Consider the following 15046-nt stretch of genomic DNA (forward strand, 5'->3'; position numbering starts at 1 on the left):
GGATAGAACAAAAAAGCACCAAACTATTTCTCAAGTTGAACTAGTTCGGTACTTTAAATTAAGTGTAGAGAGGCAGTTGATGCTGTAAGTTGAATGGGTTACTGGTTCAGAGCATCCAACCAAGCCGGTAGGGCAGCAGCCAATTCCTGATAGGTGAGCTCGAACTTGTGTGTGTACCAGGGGTCGTCAATGGCGTCACCTTCGCGTCCGGGGAGAATATCTAGGCAGAGCTTGACCTTGTCACGGTCGGCCGCAGAAGGGGCCATACGCTGTAAATTAGCGACGTTGCTGTGATCCATGGTGATGATGGTGTCGGCCCACTCAAAGTCAGCGGCTGTGATTGGCCGGGAGCGGTGCTGGCTGGCATCTAGGCCGTGGGCACGCATCGTCTTTAGGGCACCGGGATGGGGATGATTGCCCTCTTCCTCGGGGCTAGTCGCAACGGAAATGGCAGTGAACTTGTCGGTCAACTGGCGCTTTTCGACCAAGTCATTGAAGATGGCTTCGGCCATTGGGGAACGGCAAATATTGCCGAGACAAACAAAGAGAACGTGTTGCATGGGGGTAACCTCCTAATTAATGGTTAAGCTAGGCGTTGTTACTGGAGTCTAGCTGGACCTTTTGCTATGATGAGTTTACCAGAAAAAATAGGAGGAGAGCGCATATGGTAGCAATTATTTTAATCGTTATCGTGGCCTTATTGGTCGTTTGGTATATTAGTTCTTATAACGGCTTGATTCGGACGCGGACCCACGTACAAGAATCATGGAGTCAAATTGATGTGCAATTGAAGCGGCGGAATGATTTAATTCCCAACCTGGTGTCGACCACGAAGGGTTACGCCAACTATGAACAATCAACGTTAAAAAAGGTGGTTGAACTGCGGAATCAATTAACGGCGATTCCAGCCGGTGACCATCAACAGACCATGGAAGTTTCTAACCAGTTGTCCACGACACTGCGGTCATTGTTTGCTCTGTCTGAAAACTATCCAGATTTAAAGGCCAACACACAGTTTACGCAATTAATGGAAGAATTAACTAATACAGAAAACAAGATTGCTTACTCGCGGCAACTGTACAACAGCTCCGTGGCCAACTTGACCATGAAGATTCAGTCGTTCCCAAGTAACATCGTTGCTAAGATTCACCATTTCCAAGAAAGCGACTACCTGCAGGTTCCTGAAGAGGAAAAGGTGGCGCCTAAAGTCAATTTTGACGATTTCAACCAAGATAAGTAGGCGATAACATGTTGTATGACCAAATAGCCATGAATAAACGGCGGACCGGCTACGTGATGTTCGGCTTCGGCGTCCTGGTCTTGGCCATCGGTGCGGCGCTGGGCTACCTATTCTGGAACAGTTGGGTGTCTGGCACGGTGATTGCGGCCGTGGTGACGGCGGTATACATGGTCATCATGATCAGTCAGTCGACCAATGTTGTGATGAGTATGAACCATGCCCGCGAGATCAAGGATGTCCAGCAGGCGCCTCAGCTCTGGCATCTGATCGAAGATATGGCCTTAGTGGCGCAGGTTCCTATGCCACGGGTCTTTATCATTGAGGATGCCAGTCCCAATGCCTTTGCGACGGGGAATGACCCCAAGCACGCGGCTGTAGCTGTGACCACTGGCATCTTGGACCGGCTCGACCGAGAAGAACTCGAAGGCGTTATCGGCCACGAAATGTCTCACGTCAGAAACTACGATATTCGCTTACAGACGATTGCCTTGGCGTTGTCTGCGGCAATCGGGTTACTGGTCAACTTTGCCAGCAACTGGTTCTGGTGGGGCGGTGGCCGCAGTCGAGATGATGATCGAGACTCCGGTGGGAACATCATCGGCATCGTTATCTCCATTCTGCTCATCATCTTAGCGCCACTGGCCGCTAGTATTGCTCAGATGGCATTGTCACGTAACCGGGAGTACCTGGCCGATGCGTCAAGTGTCGAGCTGACCCGTAACCCGCAAGGCCTGATCAACGCATTGAAGAAGATCGACGACAGTCAGCCAATGAAAGCCGCCGACCCGAACAGTTCTGCTTTGTATATTAGTGATCCCTTCAAGAAGCGCCAAAAGTTTGCCGATCTATTTGCCACCCATCCGCCGATTGCCGATCGGATTGCGCGGCTCGAAAAAATGTAAAAAAATAGTGAGTGACTTACCGACGTTTCGTAGTACAATTAACTTTGAGACTAGGGGAAAGAGTGTAAGAGTATGCGCGGAAATTTTGTCTATTTAAGTTTAGAGCCCGTGACGAATATGATTTATTCGTTGGGCATTTCACCCGCTGATTTTTTGAACGGTATTCCGGCGATACCCAATCAGCTTCTTTTGTTGAACGATGAGTCCGGTAACGATGTGGAAATCAATCCGCACACGCGCCTGCAGACCATCACGGGCCAAGCGCAGATTCGCCGCTATCTGCTAGGCAAACACGACCGTGCCGTTAAATGGCTAGATTACGCTCACGGTGATGATCTCGACTTTTTATTGCCGGGTGAGATTGCGGAGCTCTTGTATTTGGCGCACATGGAAACGCACATTCGGACACCATTTTATGCGAAACTGCAAAATGAGTATGCTTATTTGACGCTTCGCGATGGGTTTTACAAGACGTATTACCGGCACTTGGGGGATTTTGACCACGTGTTGGAAGTTAGTATCAAGCGGCATCTACGCGCGATTCACAACAATCGGTGGGTCTTTGCCCGGCCGTTAGCCATCAGTGACATTCCCCATGAGATTCTTTTGCAGTTAACGCAGGGACTTCTTGATGGGATGATCATTGCTTTTGACCAATTAGTCGAGCGACACCGCATCTACGTGATTCCGGTACGGGCGGTCACTCATCCTGAGCGGCAAGCCACCTGGTACACCCAAGAAGAGGTTTACGCCGATTCACGGGAAGTTGCGAGCTTACGCTATGATCTGACAACGCGTGAATGGGCCTTGAGCATTCATGATAATCAAGTATTTAGTGATGTAGCAGATTTAATTTAATATAAGTCACCGAGCTGTGGGCGTTTCTACTACTGGTAGGGATGACCATGGCTTTTTTAGTGGTTGCGAGTGGTCACGCGACGCAGTTTTTCCGGTGGATTTAAGAATGACATCGGCAATCCATGGTATAATAAAAAACAGAATTTATTTGGCAGTCATCATTCGGTCGACTAATCGGGTGGTGGCCCAACTTGAAACCGGGCGTTACCATGAGGGTCGCCCGTAAATTAGGAGCAGAAAACATGAAGATGCAGCTTGCTGAAATTGCTCATGCAGTGGGAGCAATCAATGATTTTGAACAATGGAGCGATGTCAGCGTGACTAGTGTTGCGTTTGACAGTCGGCACCTCCAGCCGGGGGGGCTCTTTATTCCGTTGACTGGCGAACAAGATGGTCACCAGTTTATTCAATCGGCGATCGACCACGGCGCCGCGGCCACGTTGTGGGCCCGCGACTTAGCGACGGCACCGGCAGATTTTCCGGTGATTCAGGTCGCTGATTCGTTAAAGGCGCTGCAAGCCTTAGCGCAGTACTATTTAACTAAAATTAATCCGCGGGTCGTTGCCATTACGGGGAGCAATGGGAAGACCACCACGAAAGATATGATTGCCGCCGTTTTAGCCACCCAGTTTAACGTGACGAAGACCCATGCCAACTTCAACAATGAAATTGGTGTGCCAATGACGGTCTTGTCCATGGAACCGAACACAGAGATGTTGGTCGTTGAAATGGGGATGGATCGGCCTGGTCAACTAGACTTCTTGAGTAAGCTGGTGCGACCAGACCTTGCTGTCGTGACCATGATTGGGGAAGCCCACATTGAATTCTTCGGGACGCGGGATAAGATTGCGGACGCTAAGTTTGAGATCACCCATGGCCTGAGTGACGACGGAATCTTCGTTTACAACGGAGATGAACCGTTACTTCGCGAACGGGCCACGGCATTGAGCCAACAACGGCTCACGTTCGGTCAACATGACGATAACGATTTGTTTGCGACCAACGTAGCCGGTACGGCGACCGAGACGAGCTTTAGTACCAATGAGTGGCCAGAGATTACCTTTACGATTCCGATGATTGGGACCTATAACGTCAACAATGCCTTGGCAGCGCTGACGGTGGCTAATGCTTATCGAATCAGACCCGAAAGTGCCAAACGAGCCTTGGCGACTGTGCCCCTGACCGAGAACCGCGCGGAATGGGTCAAGAGTAATACCGGTGCTGCCATTTTAAGTGATGTCTATAATTCCAACCCGACGGCCGTCAAGGAGGTTCTGGCGGCCTTCTCTAAGACGCCAGTGACTGGTAAGCGCTACGTGGTGTTAGGAGATATGTTGGAATTGGGCGATCAAGCCGATGCCATGCACGCCGGATTAGCCAGTGCAATCGACCCGATGAAGATCAGTCACGTCTATCTGGTCGGTCCGCACATGCTGGCCTTGCAAGCCGCCTTGGCCAAGCAGGCACCGGACTTGCCCGTGTCTCATTTTGCCACGGATGACCTGGTAACGCTTACGGCAGATTTACAGGGTCAACTTTCTGCAGGTGACCAAATTTTATTAAAGGGGTCCCACGGGATTCATTTAGAGCAAGTTTTAGCGGCATTACAGGATTCTTCTGAAAATTAAGATGAAAACAAAGCAATTTCCACGAGTCGTGGGAGTTGCTTATTTTGTTTTCACGTTGTATGATGGCTTAGTTGTATTTTAAGAACGAAATTTACCCCGCCCTAGCCAATCGTAAGTCGTGTCAAGGAAAACGGATTTTTTCCGAGTCTCACGAGGCACTAGGGCGACGTACTCATTTAGGAGGAAATTATTTTTGAAGTTTAAAGAACTGGGTCTTTCCGATGACCTACTGAAAGCAGTTACGACAGCAGGTTACGAGGAAGCGACCCCAATTCAAGCCGAGACAATCCCCATGGTTTTGGCTGGTCAAGATGTGATTGGACAAGCCCAAACCGGGACTGGGAAGACTGCGGCCTTCGCCTTACCTATCTTGGAAAAGATTGATAAGAGTAACGAAAATGTTCAGGCGTTGGTGGTTTCTCCAACACGGGAACTCGCTATCCAAACCCAAGAAGAAATTTATAAATTAGGCCGGAACGAACGGGCTAACGTCCAAGTCGTTTACGGTGGGGCTGACATTCGTCGCCAAATCAAATCCTTAAAGAACCACCCGCAAGTGGTTGTTGGGACCCCGGGTCGTTTATTGGATCACATTCGTCGTCACACGTTGAAGCTCGACCACGTCCAAATGTTAGTCTTGGACGAAGCCGACGAAATGTTAAACATGGGTTTCTTGGATGATATTGAAGACATCATCAAACAATTGCCAGTAGAACGTCAAACGATGCTCTTCTCCGCAACGATGCCTCCCGAAATTAAGCGGGTGGGTGTTCAATTCATGCAAGATCCTAAGCACGTGAAGATTAAGGCTAAAGAATTAACGACCGACTTGATCGATCAATTCTACGTCCGTTCCCGTGACTTTGAAAAGTTTGATGTGATGACGCGTTTCTTCGACGTCCAATCACCAGACTTGACCATTGTCTTCACACGGACGAAGCGCCGGGTCGACGAAATTTCCAGTGGGTTACAAGCCCGCGGTTATAACGCTGCCGGTATTCATGGTGATTTGACGCAAAAGCGCCGGACACAAATCATGAACGAATTCCGTCACGGTCAATTGGATATCCTGGTCGCAACCGATGTGGCTGCCCGTGGGATTGACATTAACGACGTGACCCACGTTTACAACTACGATATTCCTCAAGATCCAGATAGTTACGTTCACCGTGTCGGCCGTACTGGTCGTGCCGGGAAGCATGGGGTCTCCATGACTTTTGTGACGCCTAACGAAATGGACTACTTGCGTGAAATCGAAAAGCTGACGAAGGTGCGCATGCTGCCTTTGAAGCCACCTTCGGATGAAGAAGCTTTGGTGAGCCAATTAGGCGCAGCCAAGGACAAGGTTACCGAACTGGTCAACAAGACGGATACCGAAAAGTTTGCGAAGACGGCTGAAGGCCTGTTGAGCGAATTCGATGCCGAAGACTTAGTTGCCGCTCTTTTGAACGACTTAACTAAGGATGACAGCAACCAGGTTCCCGTTAAGATCACGCCAGAACGACCACTGCCTAAGCGCGGTGGCAAACGTCATGGCGGTGGCGGTTACCATCATGGTGGCGGCAACCGGCGTGGTGGCAATGGTGGCGGCGGTTACCGCGGTCATCGGAGCAACGACTCACGCGGCGGCCGTGGTGGCTCACGTTCCCACGATTCGCGCAATCATGATTCACATGACTCACGTAGTCATGGCGATAACCGAAATCGTCGTAGTAACGGCAGCAACGGTGGTCGGCGTAACGAAGGTGGAAGCCGCGGCTTCACCATTCGGAAGAAAGACTAGTTTTAACTAAAATTGATTAGAAGGGTCCTCACTCATGGCATTGGGTGAGGGCTTTTTGTGTATAAGAGAGTGGAGCGAGGCGCTTAGGTTCTGAGCATTAACGGGAAAAGAGCTTCTGTTCGGCAGAGTCGAGCAGGAGCTCTTTTCGTGTTAAGCGCAGGAACCTGCCTCGCGGAACTCGTTTCGGAAGCTGCCAGGACCGGGATATAGTGGCGAGAGACGGTTTAACCGTAATTGTTTTAGCAAACGGAATATATAAAAACCAGTCCGGTACTTATTGGGGCTAAGCGGAGGGAGTTGCCCTGTGGTGCACGTTTCAGAAGCCGCCAGGACCAGGAGATAGTGGCGAGAGACATTTTAACTGTAATTGTTTTAGCAAGTATAAAAAAGAAGAACATCCGAGCAGAAGCTCTTTTCGTGTTAAGCGCAGGAACCTGTCTCGCGGAACTCGTTTCGGAAGCCGCCAGGACCAGGATATAGTGGCGAGAGATATTTTAACTGTAATTGTTTTAGCAAATGGAATATATATAAACCGGTCCGGCACTTACTGGAGTTAAAGCAAGGTCAGCAGTATCTCATAGCATGCGTAAAAAAATAAAAATCTTTTCAAGCCACTAAATCCCCACCAAATAGGCATTTCTCAATCAAGTTCACACTATAAACACATTTTGGACAAAAATATTTAGTTGCATTCTCCACACCATCATGATATTATTCTCTTATCGAATTGATACGAATAAACTTATGACAACCAAAATGGAGGAATTACTCATGGCCAACAACTTCGACTTACACGCTGCACTGACGCTTGCCACTAAGCCTGGTCCATTTGTCACCATGACTCTGCCCATTACTGGGATTCCGGCGACTGATCGGACTCAATTCAAAAGTTTACTACAGGCCGGCCGTAACCGGTTAGCCGAGGTTGCCCCCAACAGAGCGTGGGGCGCCTACGCCGAAGCCTTCGAACCGTTTAACCACGGTCCGTTAACTAACGGGAGTGCTGCTGGCCTGTTGATTATGGCTGGACCAACCGCCAGTTACCACTACTGGTTGCACACGCCAGTTTCAGCGACGATTACGGTCACTTACCAGCCGAATGTCCTACCGATTTTACAGGCGCGAGACCAGACTAGCGATTACGACCTGCTATTACTGGGGCGTGATGCGTTCGAACTGGCACAGGTCCGCAATGGTCGTGCAGAGCTAGTCAATTTACCATTAGACGCGCCAGAAACATTAGAACAGGCGTTGGGTGACGAGTTACGTGATCGTGGTCGTTGGCAACGATCCGCCGGCGAACACACTCATTACAGCGGGACTGGCTCCTTGGATTCAGCCCGGGCCGCCGATCAGCGGAATTACTTTATGATGGTCGATGCCTACGTGACGCAACACTTTTCCAATGTGGACCAGGTGCCACTCATCCTAGTTGCCAGCGCCAGTGAGCAAGGGAACTTCCGGAAATTGTCGCAAAATGCTTACTTGGACGCTACCGTGAGAGTCGTTCAGGGCCCTAATTTAGCAGCAGCCAACCAAACCCTGGCGGCGTTAACGGTCAACGTGAGTGATCAACGTCATCTGCAAGCGACACACATCAGAAAAGACGCGTACGCCAAGGCCCGGCAAGGTGAGCGGGTCGTGCAAGACCTCGGTCCGTTAGCCACCGCCGCAGTTCAAGGTCAACTGGAGAAATTATGGTTGCGTGATGATGCCTTTCAACCGGGACACCTGGCTGAGAAGGGTGAAATCATGACGGCGACGGCGCTCAGTCGGCAGAACAACCTGTACAACGATCTGGCACTGCTTGTCAGCAAGCTGGGTGGTCAGGTGCAGGTCTTGCCAGCTGATGCAATGCCAACCAGTAGCCCGGTAGCAGCCCAGCTGCGGCTACGGGCAGCGGTGACGCACCACTAAACGTGACATAAATGGGAGAGACGAGACGGTGAGCTCGCCTCTCTTTTCTGTTGGTTGGGCGATGTGTCGTCAGAATTTCCGTCAATTGATTGTTTTAGTTTAGGTTATGTTTTGCCGTAACCGGTAAGTTCGTCAACTGTAATGACGTTTGCTGTGCTAAAATATTAGCTAGACATTATAGGAGAGGTGAACACCATGATCTATGGAACCGGCATTGATATTACGGATCTCGCACGTGTGGCTGCGGTAGTCGAGCGGCAACCCCAGTTTCTGGCGAAAGTTTTGACGTCAGGGGAGTTGGCAGATTACCAGCATTTGAGTGGTCAACGCGCGGTCGAATTCATTGCTGGCCGGTGGTCGGCGAAGGAGTCTTACGGGAAAGCCATGGGGACCGGGATTGGCAAGACGGTCGGCTTTCAAGACGTTGAAATTCGCGATAACGCCGCCGGTAAACCAATGGTGCTCCGCCAGCCGTTTGGGGGAATTGCCCACGTGTCCATTTCACATACGGCCACGCTGGTCATGACGCAGGTCATCCTAGAAAGAGGGAAATCGTAATGGTAGTTGGGGTACACCGGCCAACGCAATTGGTGATCGATCGCCAGGCGTTACGGGAAAATATTTGTGCAGAGGTCAACCGGTTAGAGGGTGACTGTGAATTGTTTATGGTGGTTAAGGCCAATGGTTATGGCCATGGCGCTATTCAAGTGGCGCAGGCAGCTAAGGATGCCGGGGCCAGTGGCTTTTGTGTTGCCATTTTAGACGAAGCACTGGAGTTACGAGCAGCGGGCTTCAATGAGCCCATCTTGATTCTAGGTGTTACGGAGCCGGCAGATGCCCCGTTGATGGCCCGGGAGAAGATTTCGGCCACTGTTGCGGCGACCGACTGGCTGATTGACGCTGATCGATACTTGGCACTGGCAAAGGAAGACCAACCACTGCGGGTTCATCTGGGGTTGGATACTGGGATGGGCCGCATCGGGTTCCGGACGCCAGCCACTTTGAAGACTGGAATCGACTTTATGGGGTCGAATGCTGACCACATTTTATTTGAAGGAATCTTCACACACTTCTCGACGGCGGATGATCCCGATGACGCTTATTTCAAAAAACAAGTGGCTAATTGGCAAAAATTGGTGGGGTCACTGAAAAAACGGCCACGTTATGTCCACGTGTCAAATTCCGCAACGAGTCTTTGGCATGCGGCCTGCAACGACAATCTGGTGCGTTTTGGGGTCGCCGGTTACGGCTTGAATCCTTCTGGAACGGCCATTGCGGAACCTTATCCCTTACAACCAGCCATGAGTTTGACGAGTCAACTGGTTCATTGTAAAGAGTTACAGCCTGGCGATTCCGTGAGCTACGGAGCGACCTATACCGCTCAACAGGCCGAATGGGTGGGAACGGTTCCTATTGGTTATGCGGATGGTTACGAACGCCGTTTACAGGGGTTCCATGTCCTAGTAGATGGCCAAGCTTGTGAAATTATCGGCCGCGTATGTATGGACCAATTGATGGTTCGGTTGCCCAAAGAGTATCACCGGGGAACTAAGGTCACACTGGTCGGTCGAGATGGTGCGGCAGCGATTAGTTTGCAAGATATTGCGGATTATTGTGGAACGATTCATTACGAGATTGCTTGTGGATTCACAAGTCGTCTACCTCGTTACTATCTCAATTAATTTACACCAGTTAATGTGTTCGGAATGCGCGTTTCGTGGTAAACTGTATATTAGTCGAGAGTAATTAATATTTTAGGAGGGTTATCATGATCCGTTCTCAACAATTAGAACGACCACATTTACGGTTACACATCCCTCGCAGGGACCGGCTTCAAGCATTGGTTCCCCTGCGGTCGGCAGCAGCCCGCAAACTAGATTTAATTGTCGGGTACCAGGCGATGGCCCTCATTAATCAAGATATTGCCCGGGCGTTTACACCGTGTGAAGAAGAAGCAGAACGGTGCTTAACGCAGTATCGGCGCGCAGAACATTAAATTTAAACTCAAATATTTGTAGATAGGGGATGGCGGCCCATGGCCCGTGTTGAAGTCAAACGCGGTGACGTTTTCTTTGCCGACCTCTCACCAGTCGTTGGTTCGGAGCAGGGTGGCATGCGCCCCGTTTTAATTATCCAGAACAACGTGGGAAATCACTATAGTCCAACCGTAATTGTGGCGGCAATCACCGCCCGGATCGAGAAGCCGAAGATGCCAACTCATGTTGGCATCTCGGCAGCTCGAACCGGAATTGAGCGGGATTCCGTCATTTTGCTTGAACAGATCCGTACGATCGACAAGCAACGGTTAAAGGACCAAGTGACCCATTTGGACGTTAAGACCATGGCGGCGGTTGACGCCGCACTCGCAACTAGCATCGGGTTGGTGGAAAAGTCAAAGAAGAAAAAGGCACCACGTACATAGCAGCAGCCTTGAAATGACCGGTATAAAGTGGCGGTTGTTTTGACGAGTAATTTAAATCATAACTAAGCGGTCTGGCGGATTTGTCAGAGAGTGTCGCGAGATGCTTAGGACGAAGAAAAGGAGCTCTGTTCGGTAAAGTCGAACAGAGCTCCTTTTGTGGGACGTCTAGGAATCTCGTTGTGTTAATGCTCGCCGGTTAAGCACTTTTGGGCACGCATTTTAAGCAAGCAAAAGAGTCTGAGAAAAGTCCCAGACTCCTTTGTTTGCTAACTAGTTTTCGTGGCGTAAGTCTTCGATTTCAGGAACGTGGAATTCCTTGCGTTCGAGGGCCTTTACGATGCGGTCTAATTTTTCTTCGTCGACTTCAGCGGGCAGAGTGAACATGGTCCGATGAACCAGTTCGCCTTCCTGCGCGTCCAGGCTGATGACACTGGCAATCGACGTGTACTTGGTGATGATCTTGGCCATGCCAGCTAGATCACCACGTTCACCGGCGGAGACCACCGTGATCACGTAACTTCCAATGTTGACGTTCCAAGATTGAGAAAGCATATCCATCAAGCGTGTATGCGTCAAGATACCGTAGAAGGCATTCTTGTCGTCTAACACGGCAATGTAAGGCAAATCCTTGATGGAGAAGAAAACGTTGAAGAAGGCCGCGTTAACGGAAATAAACTTCGTGGCGTTCTTCAGCAATGACGTCACCGGGAGCTGCATATCGCCGCCCCGGGACTTATGGCGATAAATGTGCATTTTATAGATGTTCCCCCGGAAAATCTGGCCGGTTTCATCTAGGATCGGCACACACCGATAACCAGAATCTTCCAAGACCTTTAAGGCTTGTTCCAAGGTAACGTCCTCGCGAACCGTAACTAAACGTTCTTTCGGTTTCACTAGGGATTTTAGCAGCATAGCTGACGACCTCCTAAAATTAGAAACTTCTAATAATCTTTCCTAATAATACCATATTTCCGGGTCCGCTGGTAGTCATTTTCCAGTAAAAGCGTGTTAAAATGAGAGAAAGATTTAGGCAAGGAGGGTGGTCACGTGAAGACGCCGCATGACCCGCAGGATAAGCCGATTATTACGAAAAAGTGGCTGTATTGGACGGTTGCCGCATTCGTGGCGATCATTGTGTTGTTGGCAATTGGACTAGCCTTAAAGTAAATTAACGCAAAAGTTGCGGCACCCGGTAAGCGGGAACCGCAACTTTTTTAGATTTCTATTAGAAGACGATAACTGGTGTGCCGACGCTAACGTTTTCGTAGACCGACTTGATCTTCGAAGGTGGCGTGTTGACACAACCATGTGAGCCATGCTTCTTGTACCACGTTCCACCGTACTCTGGTTGCCATGGCGAATCATGAATCCCAACGCCGGTATCATCGATCGGCATCCAGTACTTCACTTTGGAAGCATAGCTGGATCCGTTATCATTTTTACCGCGCAGTGTCGTATTTCGTTGTTTACTCCAGATGACCCAGACACCAGTTGGCGTGTGGTGGGCGTTAGTTGGTAATCCAGTCACAATGTCGGTAGAAACGACGACTTTTCCGTTCTTGTAAACCCACATGTGTTGGTTCTGTTTATCAACTTCGACGTACGAGTTGCCGATATCGGTTCCGCTATTGTGGTAACCGCTACCTTGGATCGTTGGCGTCCGGTCCATGCCTTTGCCGGCAAGAACCAATTTACTGAGAATCGGCGTTTCAGACTTGACTTTAATGCTCCAACCGTAAAGCCCAGCCTTAACTTTGACCGTGCCGCGCTTAGTCGACTTGAAGGTCCGCGTCTTGTTAATGGTTCCATATTTGCTGCTGAGTTTAGTCAAGTAGTCCTTGACCAGATCCGTCTTGGTCGTTAGTTTACCGTTTTTAAACGTCAACCAACTGGCCAGAGTTGCGGCTGGAATGGTAATCTTGTGACCACTCAACTTGTAGGTGTAAGTCTGCTTGGTGATGTTCTCAGCCTTTTTCTCGGCAGTCTTGAACGCCGCAGATTTAGTGGTGACATCGGGCTTCAAGTAGTCCTTAGAAACGTCGACGGTGGTGTTGCCTTTTTCAATGGCCAGCGTGATCGACTTGGCAACCTTAGCGGCGTCGAGTTGATTACCGGTATGCGCTCTGGTCGTCACGTACTCACCGTCATGGTAAGTAAACGTGGCATCCGTGGGAGCGGTTCTGGTCTTGTTGGCTTTCGTCGAAATTTCCTTGGCAAGCGCTTGAACACTTTGTTGATTTTCGTTGCTAGCGTTGAGTTCGATGCTGTCCGCGGTCGCCGTGGTGACGTGAACGGGCCAGCTCCAAATGTTTTGCTTGGCAATTAATTGCTTCAGAGCAGCTTGTGAGGTAACTTTTAAGTTAACTCGCTGCGTCTTGAAAGTAGAGACGGTCTCGCTGCCATCGTTGAGTGTCAGCTGCTGGTTTTTCAACGCTGATTTCAACTTTGTGGCGGCTTGACTGGCGGTACTTCCGCCAACGTTAACTCCGGCGATTTCGGTATCCTTAAAGAAGACCTGCGCCGAAGAGTAGTGTAAAGCTTGTCCAACGTAAATGGCTCCGACCGCGACGATGGCGGTGGCAAGACCAATCACGAAGGCTTTTCGTTTCTTCATCATGAGACCTCCTAAAAATAGCCTGTGGAGGAAAAGTCGTCATTCTTAACTATCACTTCATAGCATAACTCAAGCTTACTTCAAACAACCTTAAATGACAATCTGGATGCACCAGTGTTAACGATTACATTACTTATTTGGTCAGGTCTCAAAGAAATTTTAGCCTTTTGCTGGTTTAGCCGTTATGGTGGTATCTGTGGCGGGTGAGCTGGCTATTGAAATGATGATATTCAGCGTGAGAAAGCGAGTCAAATAAAAAAATATTATTTTTAAAAAGTGACTAATTTCAGACAAGGCAGGGGATTGGGTCTGGTGGATAATAGTGGCAATTAATTTGTTTTTGGATAATTGTAACGGTGAGTTTATTTTAGATTGAGATAGTTGACGACGTGTGCTGAAGGTTCACTTAGGCTGTGGAAAATGAAAATCGGAAAACAAACGGAGTCAATTAGCCCGTAGGACAGGCATTTTATCGGTGAACGTCAATCTTAGCCGTAGGAGGCCAGGGATGTAGCTAGTCGAGCGAGAAGACTGGTGGTTTTCCAGCCTGAAGCGTCCCCACAGCAGGCTACATCCCTGGCAGCCGGAGGCGACTATGCTAAGTGTGGTTTAACAAAAAAATCGCCGTCACCCATAGGCAACGACGATTCGTTTTAGAACTGAGTTAACTGATTAAAGGGCTGCTAAACCGTCCTTCGTAACCTTCTTCAAGGTTTCAGCTGACTTAGCCATTAATTCTTTTTCTTTGTCGGAGAGAGGAACTTCGACAACGCTGGCTAAACCACTACCGTTGATAACGGCTGGCGTACCAATGAAGATGTCGTCCAAGCCGTATTCACCGTTCAATGCAGCACCAACTGGTAAGATGGCGTTTTCGTCACGCAAGATAGCCTTGGTGATGCGCATCAAGCAGGTAGCAACACCGTAGAAGGTTGCGCCCTTACGGTTGATGATTTCGTAAGCCTTGTTCCGCGTGTCGTCTTCGATCTTAGCTAAGTCGTCATCGGTCAAGCCGTGTTCCTTAGCAACGTCCTTCAATGGACGAGAACCGATAGTGGCTTCATCGTAAGCAGCGAATTCGGAGTCACCGTGTTCACCCATGATGTAAGCTTCAACGTTACGAGGGTCGATGCCACCAAGCTTCTTAGCCAAAGCAACCCGCAGACGAGAAGTGTCCAAAGAAGTACCGGAACCAATAACGCGTTCCTTTGGGAAACCAGAGAACTTCCAAGTTGCGTAAGTCAAGATGTCAACTGGGTTAGCAGCAACAACGAAGATACCGTCGAAACCAGAATCAACGACTGGCTTAACAATAGAAGACAAGATCTTCAAGTTCTTGTTAACCAAGTCTAAACGAGTTTCGCCGGGCTTTTGTGGAGCACCCGCAGTGATTACAACAACGTCTGCATCCTTGCAGTCAGAGTAGTCACCGGAGTAAATCTTCTTAGGAGCAGTGAAGGCTTGGGCGTCTTCAAGGTCCAAGGCGTCTCCTTCAGTACGTTCCTTAATAACATCCACAATTACGAATTCTTCGGCTAAACCTTGGTTCACCATTGAGTAAGCATATGATGAGCCGACGGCACCGTCACCGACTAAAACAACTTTTTGATGATTCTTAGTAGTCAAATTCTTCATCTCCTATAAAATTTTGACGTCAGGGTCGCAATAATACCCGTGACCTA

14 protein-coding genes are annotated in these 15046 nt (G+C 49.4%); 10 read left to right on the plus strand and 4 right to left on the minus strand.

Going from position 1 to position 15046, the window contains the following annotated elements; all coding sequences use genetic code 11:
* Positions 1–98: 98 nt before the first annotated feature.
* Positions 99–560 carry a low molecular weight protein-tyrosine-phosphatase gene (locus FC99_RS10390; RefSeq protein WP_048732572.1) on the minus strand — a complete coding sequence of 154 codons (462 nt, stop codon included), beginning with the start codon at positions 558–560 and terminating at the stop codon, positions 99–101.
* Between the two features lie 104 nt (positions 561–664).
* Between FC99_RS10390 and FC99_RS10395 the strand changes: the two genes are divergently transcribed.
* The 10 genes from FC99_RS10395 to FC99_RS10440 all read left to right on the plus strand — a co-directional run bounded on the left by FC99_RS10395 (position 665) and on the right by FC99_RS10440 (position 10750).
* Positions 665–1240 carry a LemA family protein gene (locus tag FC99_RS10395; protein ID WP_048732571.1) on the plus strand — a complete coding sequence of 192 codons (576 nt, stop codon included), beginning with the start codon at positions 665–667 and terminating at the stop codon, positions 1238–1240.
* Positions 1241–1248: 8 nt separating this feature from the next.
* Positions 1249–2142, plus strand: a complete 894-nt coding sequence (htpX, locus tag FC99_RS10400; RefSeq protein ID WP_048732569.1) for a zinc metalloprotease HtpX — start codon at positions 1249–1251, stop codon at positions 2140–2142.
* Positions 2143–2214: 72 nt separating this feature from the next.
* Positions 2215–3000, plus strand: a complete 786-nt coding sequence (locus tag FC99_RS10405; protein WP_048732567.1) for a hypothetical protein — start codon at positions 2215–2217, stop codon at positions 2998–3000.
* A 242-nt stretch (positions 3001–3242) separates the two neighbouring features.
* Positions 3243–4628, plus strand: a complete 1386-nt coding sequence (locus FC99_RS10410) for a UDP-N-acetylmuramoyl-tripeptide--D-alanyl-D-alanine ligase (RefSeq protein ID WP_048732566.1) — start codon at positions 3243–3245, stop codon at positions 4626–4628.
* A 193-nt stretch (positions 4629–4821) separates the two neighbouring features.
* On the plus strand, positions 4822–6411 hold the full coding sequence (gene cshA, locus FC99_RS10415; RefSeq protein ID WP_048732564.1) for a degradosome RNA helicase CshA: 1590 nt from the start codon (positions 4822–4824) through the stop codon (positions 6409–6411).
* 771 nt (positions 6412–7182) lie between these two features.
* Complete coding sequence (locus FC99_RS10420) at positions 7183–8328, plus strand: baeRF6 domain-containing protein (RefSeq protein ID WP_048732562.1); 1146 nt, start codon at positions 7183–7185, stop codon at positions 8326–8328.
* Positions 8329–8523: 195 nt separating this feature from the next.
* Positions 8524–8886 carry a holo-ACP synthase gene (gene acpS, locus FC99_RS10425; protein WP_048732560.1) on the plus strand — a complete coding sequence of 121 codons (363 nt, stop codon included), beginning with the start codon at positions 8524–8526 and terminating at the stop codon, positions 8884–8886.
* Entirely contained in the window at positions 8886–10010 is a 1125-nt protein-coding gene (gene alr / locus FC99_RS10430) for an alanine racemase (protein WP_048732558.1), read from the plus strand. Before acpS ends, alr begins: the two co-directional genes overlap by 1 nt.
* A gap of 86 nt (positions 10011–10096) precedes the next feature.
* Positions 10097–10324: a hypothetical protein gene (locus FC99_RS10435; RefSeq protein ID WP_048732556.1), complete on the plus strand. Its 228-nt coding sequence runs from the start codon at positions 10097–10099 to the stop codon at positions 10322–10324.
* A gap of 39 nt (positions 10325–10363) precedes the next feature.
* On the plus strand, positions 10364–10750 hold the full coding sequence (locus FC99_RS10440; RefSeq protein WP_048732554.1) for a type II toxin-antitoxin system PemK/MazF family toxin: 387 nt from the start codon (positions 10364–10366) through the stop codon (positions 10748–10750).
* 270 nt (positions 10751–11020) lie between these two features.
* Here FC99_RS10440 and cbpA read toward each other — a convergent pair whose 3' ends face one another.
* The 3 genes from cbpA to FC99_RS10455 form a co-directional block, all read right to left on the minus strand.
* Positions 11021–11662 carry a cyclic di-AMP binding protein CbpA gene (cbpA, locus tag FC99_RS10445; RefSeq protein WP_048732552.1) on the minus strand — a complete coding sequence of 214 codons (642 nt, stop codon included), beginning with the start codon at positions 11660–11662 and terminating at the stop codon, positions 11021–11023.
* A 313-nt stretch (positions 11663–11975) separates the two neighbouring features.
* Positions 11976–13364 (minus strand): L,D-transpeptidase family protein, encoded by a 1389-nt coding sequence (locus FC99_RS10450; RefSeq protein ID WP_048732550.1) that lies wholly within the window; start codon positions 13362–13364, stop codon positions 11976–11978.
* A 672-nt stretch (positions 13365–14036) separates the two neighbouring features.
* Entirely contained in the window at positions 14037–14999 is a 963-nt protein-coding gene (locus tag FC99_RS10455) for an L-lactate dehydrogenase (protein WP_048732548.1), read from the minus strand.
* Positions 15000–15046: the final 47 nt, after the last annotated feature.

The sequence above is a fragment of the Levilactobacillus koreensis JCM 16448 genome, from assembly GCF_001435525.1.
Taxonomy (GTDB): domain Bacteria; phylum Bacillota; class Bacilli; order Lactobacillales; family Lactobacillaceae; genus Levilactobacillus; species Levilactobacillus koreensis.

What these genes read in the sequence shown, in the direction of transcription:
- FC99_RS10435 (WP_048732556.1), top strand. Translation starts at nt 10,097, where the DNA reads ATGATCCGTTCTCAACAATTAGAACGACCACATTTACGGTTACACATC.
- cbpA (WP_048732552.1), bottom strand. Translation starts at nt 11,662, where the DNA reads ATGCTGCTAAAATCCCTAGTGAAACCGAAAGAACGTTTAGTTACGGTT.
- FC99_RS10440 (WP_048732554.1), top strand. Translation starts at nt 10,364, where the DNA reads ATGGCCCGTGTTGAAGTCAAACGCGGTGACGTTTTCTTTGCCGACCTC.
- FC99_RS10390 (WP_048732572.1), bottom strand. Translation starts at nt 560, where the DNA reads ATGCAACACGTTCTCTTTGTTTGTCTCGGCAATATTTGCCGTTCCCCA.
- FC99_RS10455 (WP_048732548.1), bottom strand. Translation starts at nt 14,999, where the DNA reads ATGAAGAATTTGACTACTAAGAATCATCAAAAAGTTGTTTTAGTCGGT.
- alr (WP_048732558.1), top strand. Translation starts at nt 8,886, where the DNA reads ATGGTAGTTGGGGTACACCGGCCAACGCAATTGGTGATCGATCGCCAG.
- FC99_RS10420 (WP_048732562.1), top strand. Translation starts at nt 7,183, where the DNA reads ATGGCCAACAACTTCGACTTACACGCTGCACTGACGCTTGCCACTAAG.
- FC99_RS10405 (WP_048732567.1), top strand. Translation starts at nt 2,215, where the DNA reads ATGCGCGGAAATTTTGTCTATTTAAGTTTAGAGCCCGTGACGAATATG.
- FC99_RS10410 (WP_048732566.1), top strand. Translation starts at nt 3,243, where the DNA reads ATGAAGATGCAGCTTGCTGAAATTGCTCATGCAGTGGGAGCAATCAAT.
- FC99_RS10450 (WP_048732550.1), bottom strand. Translation starts at nt 13,364, where the DNA reads ATGAAGAAACGAAAAGCCTTCGTGATTGGTCTTGCCACCGCCATCGTC.
- FC99_RS10395 (WP_048732571.1), top strand. Translation starts at nt 665, where the DNA reads ATGGTAGCAATTATTTTAATCGTTATCGTGGCCTTATTGGTCGTTTGG.
- acpS (WP_048732560.1), top strand. Translation starts at nt 8,524, where the DNA reads ATGATCTATGGAACCGGCATTGATATTACGGATCTCGCACGTGTGGCT.
- htpX (WP_048732569.1), top strand. Translation starts at nt 1,249, where the DNA reads ATGTTGTATGACCAAATAGCCATGAATAAACGGCGGACCGGCTACGTG.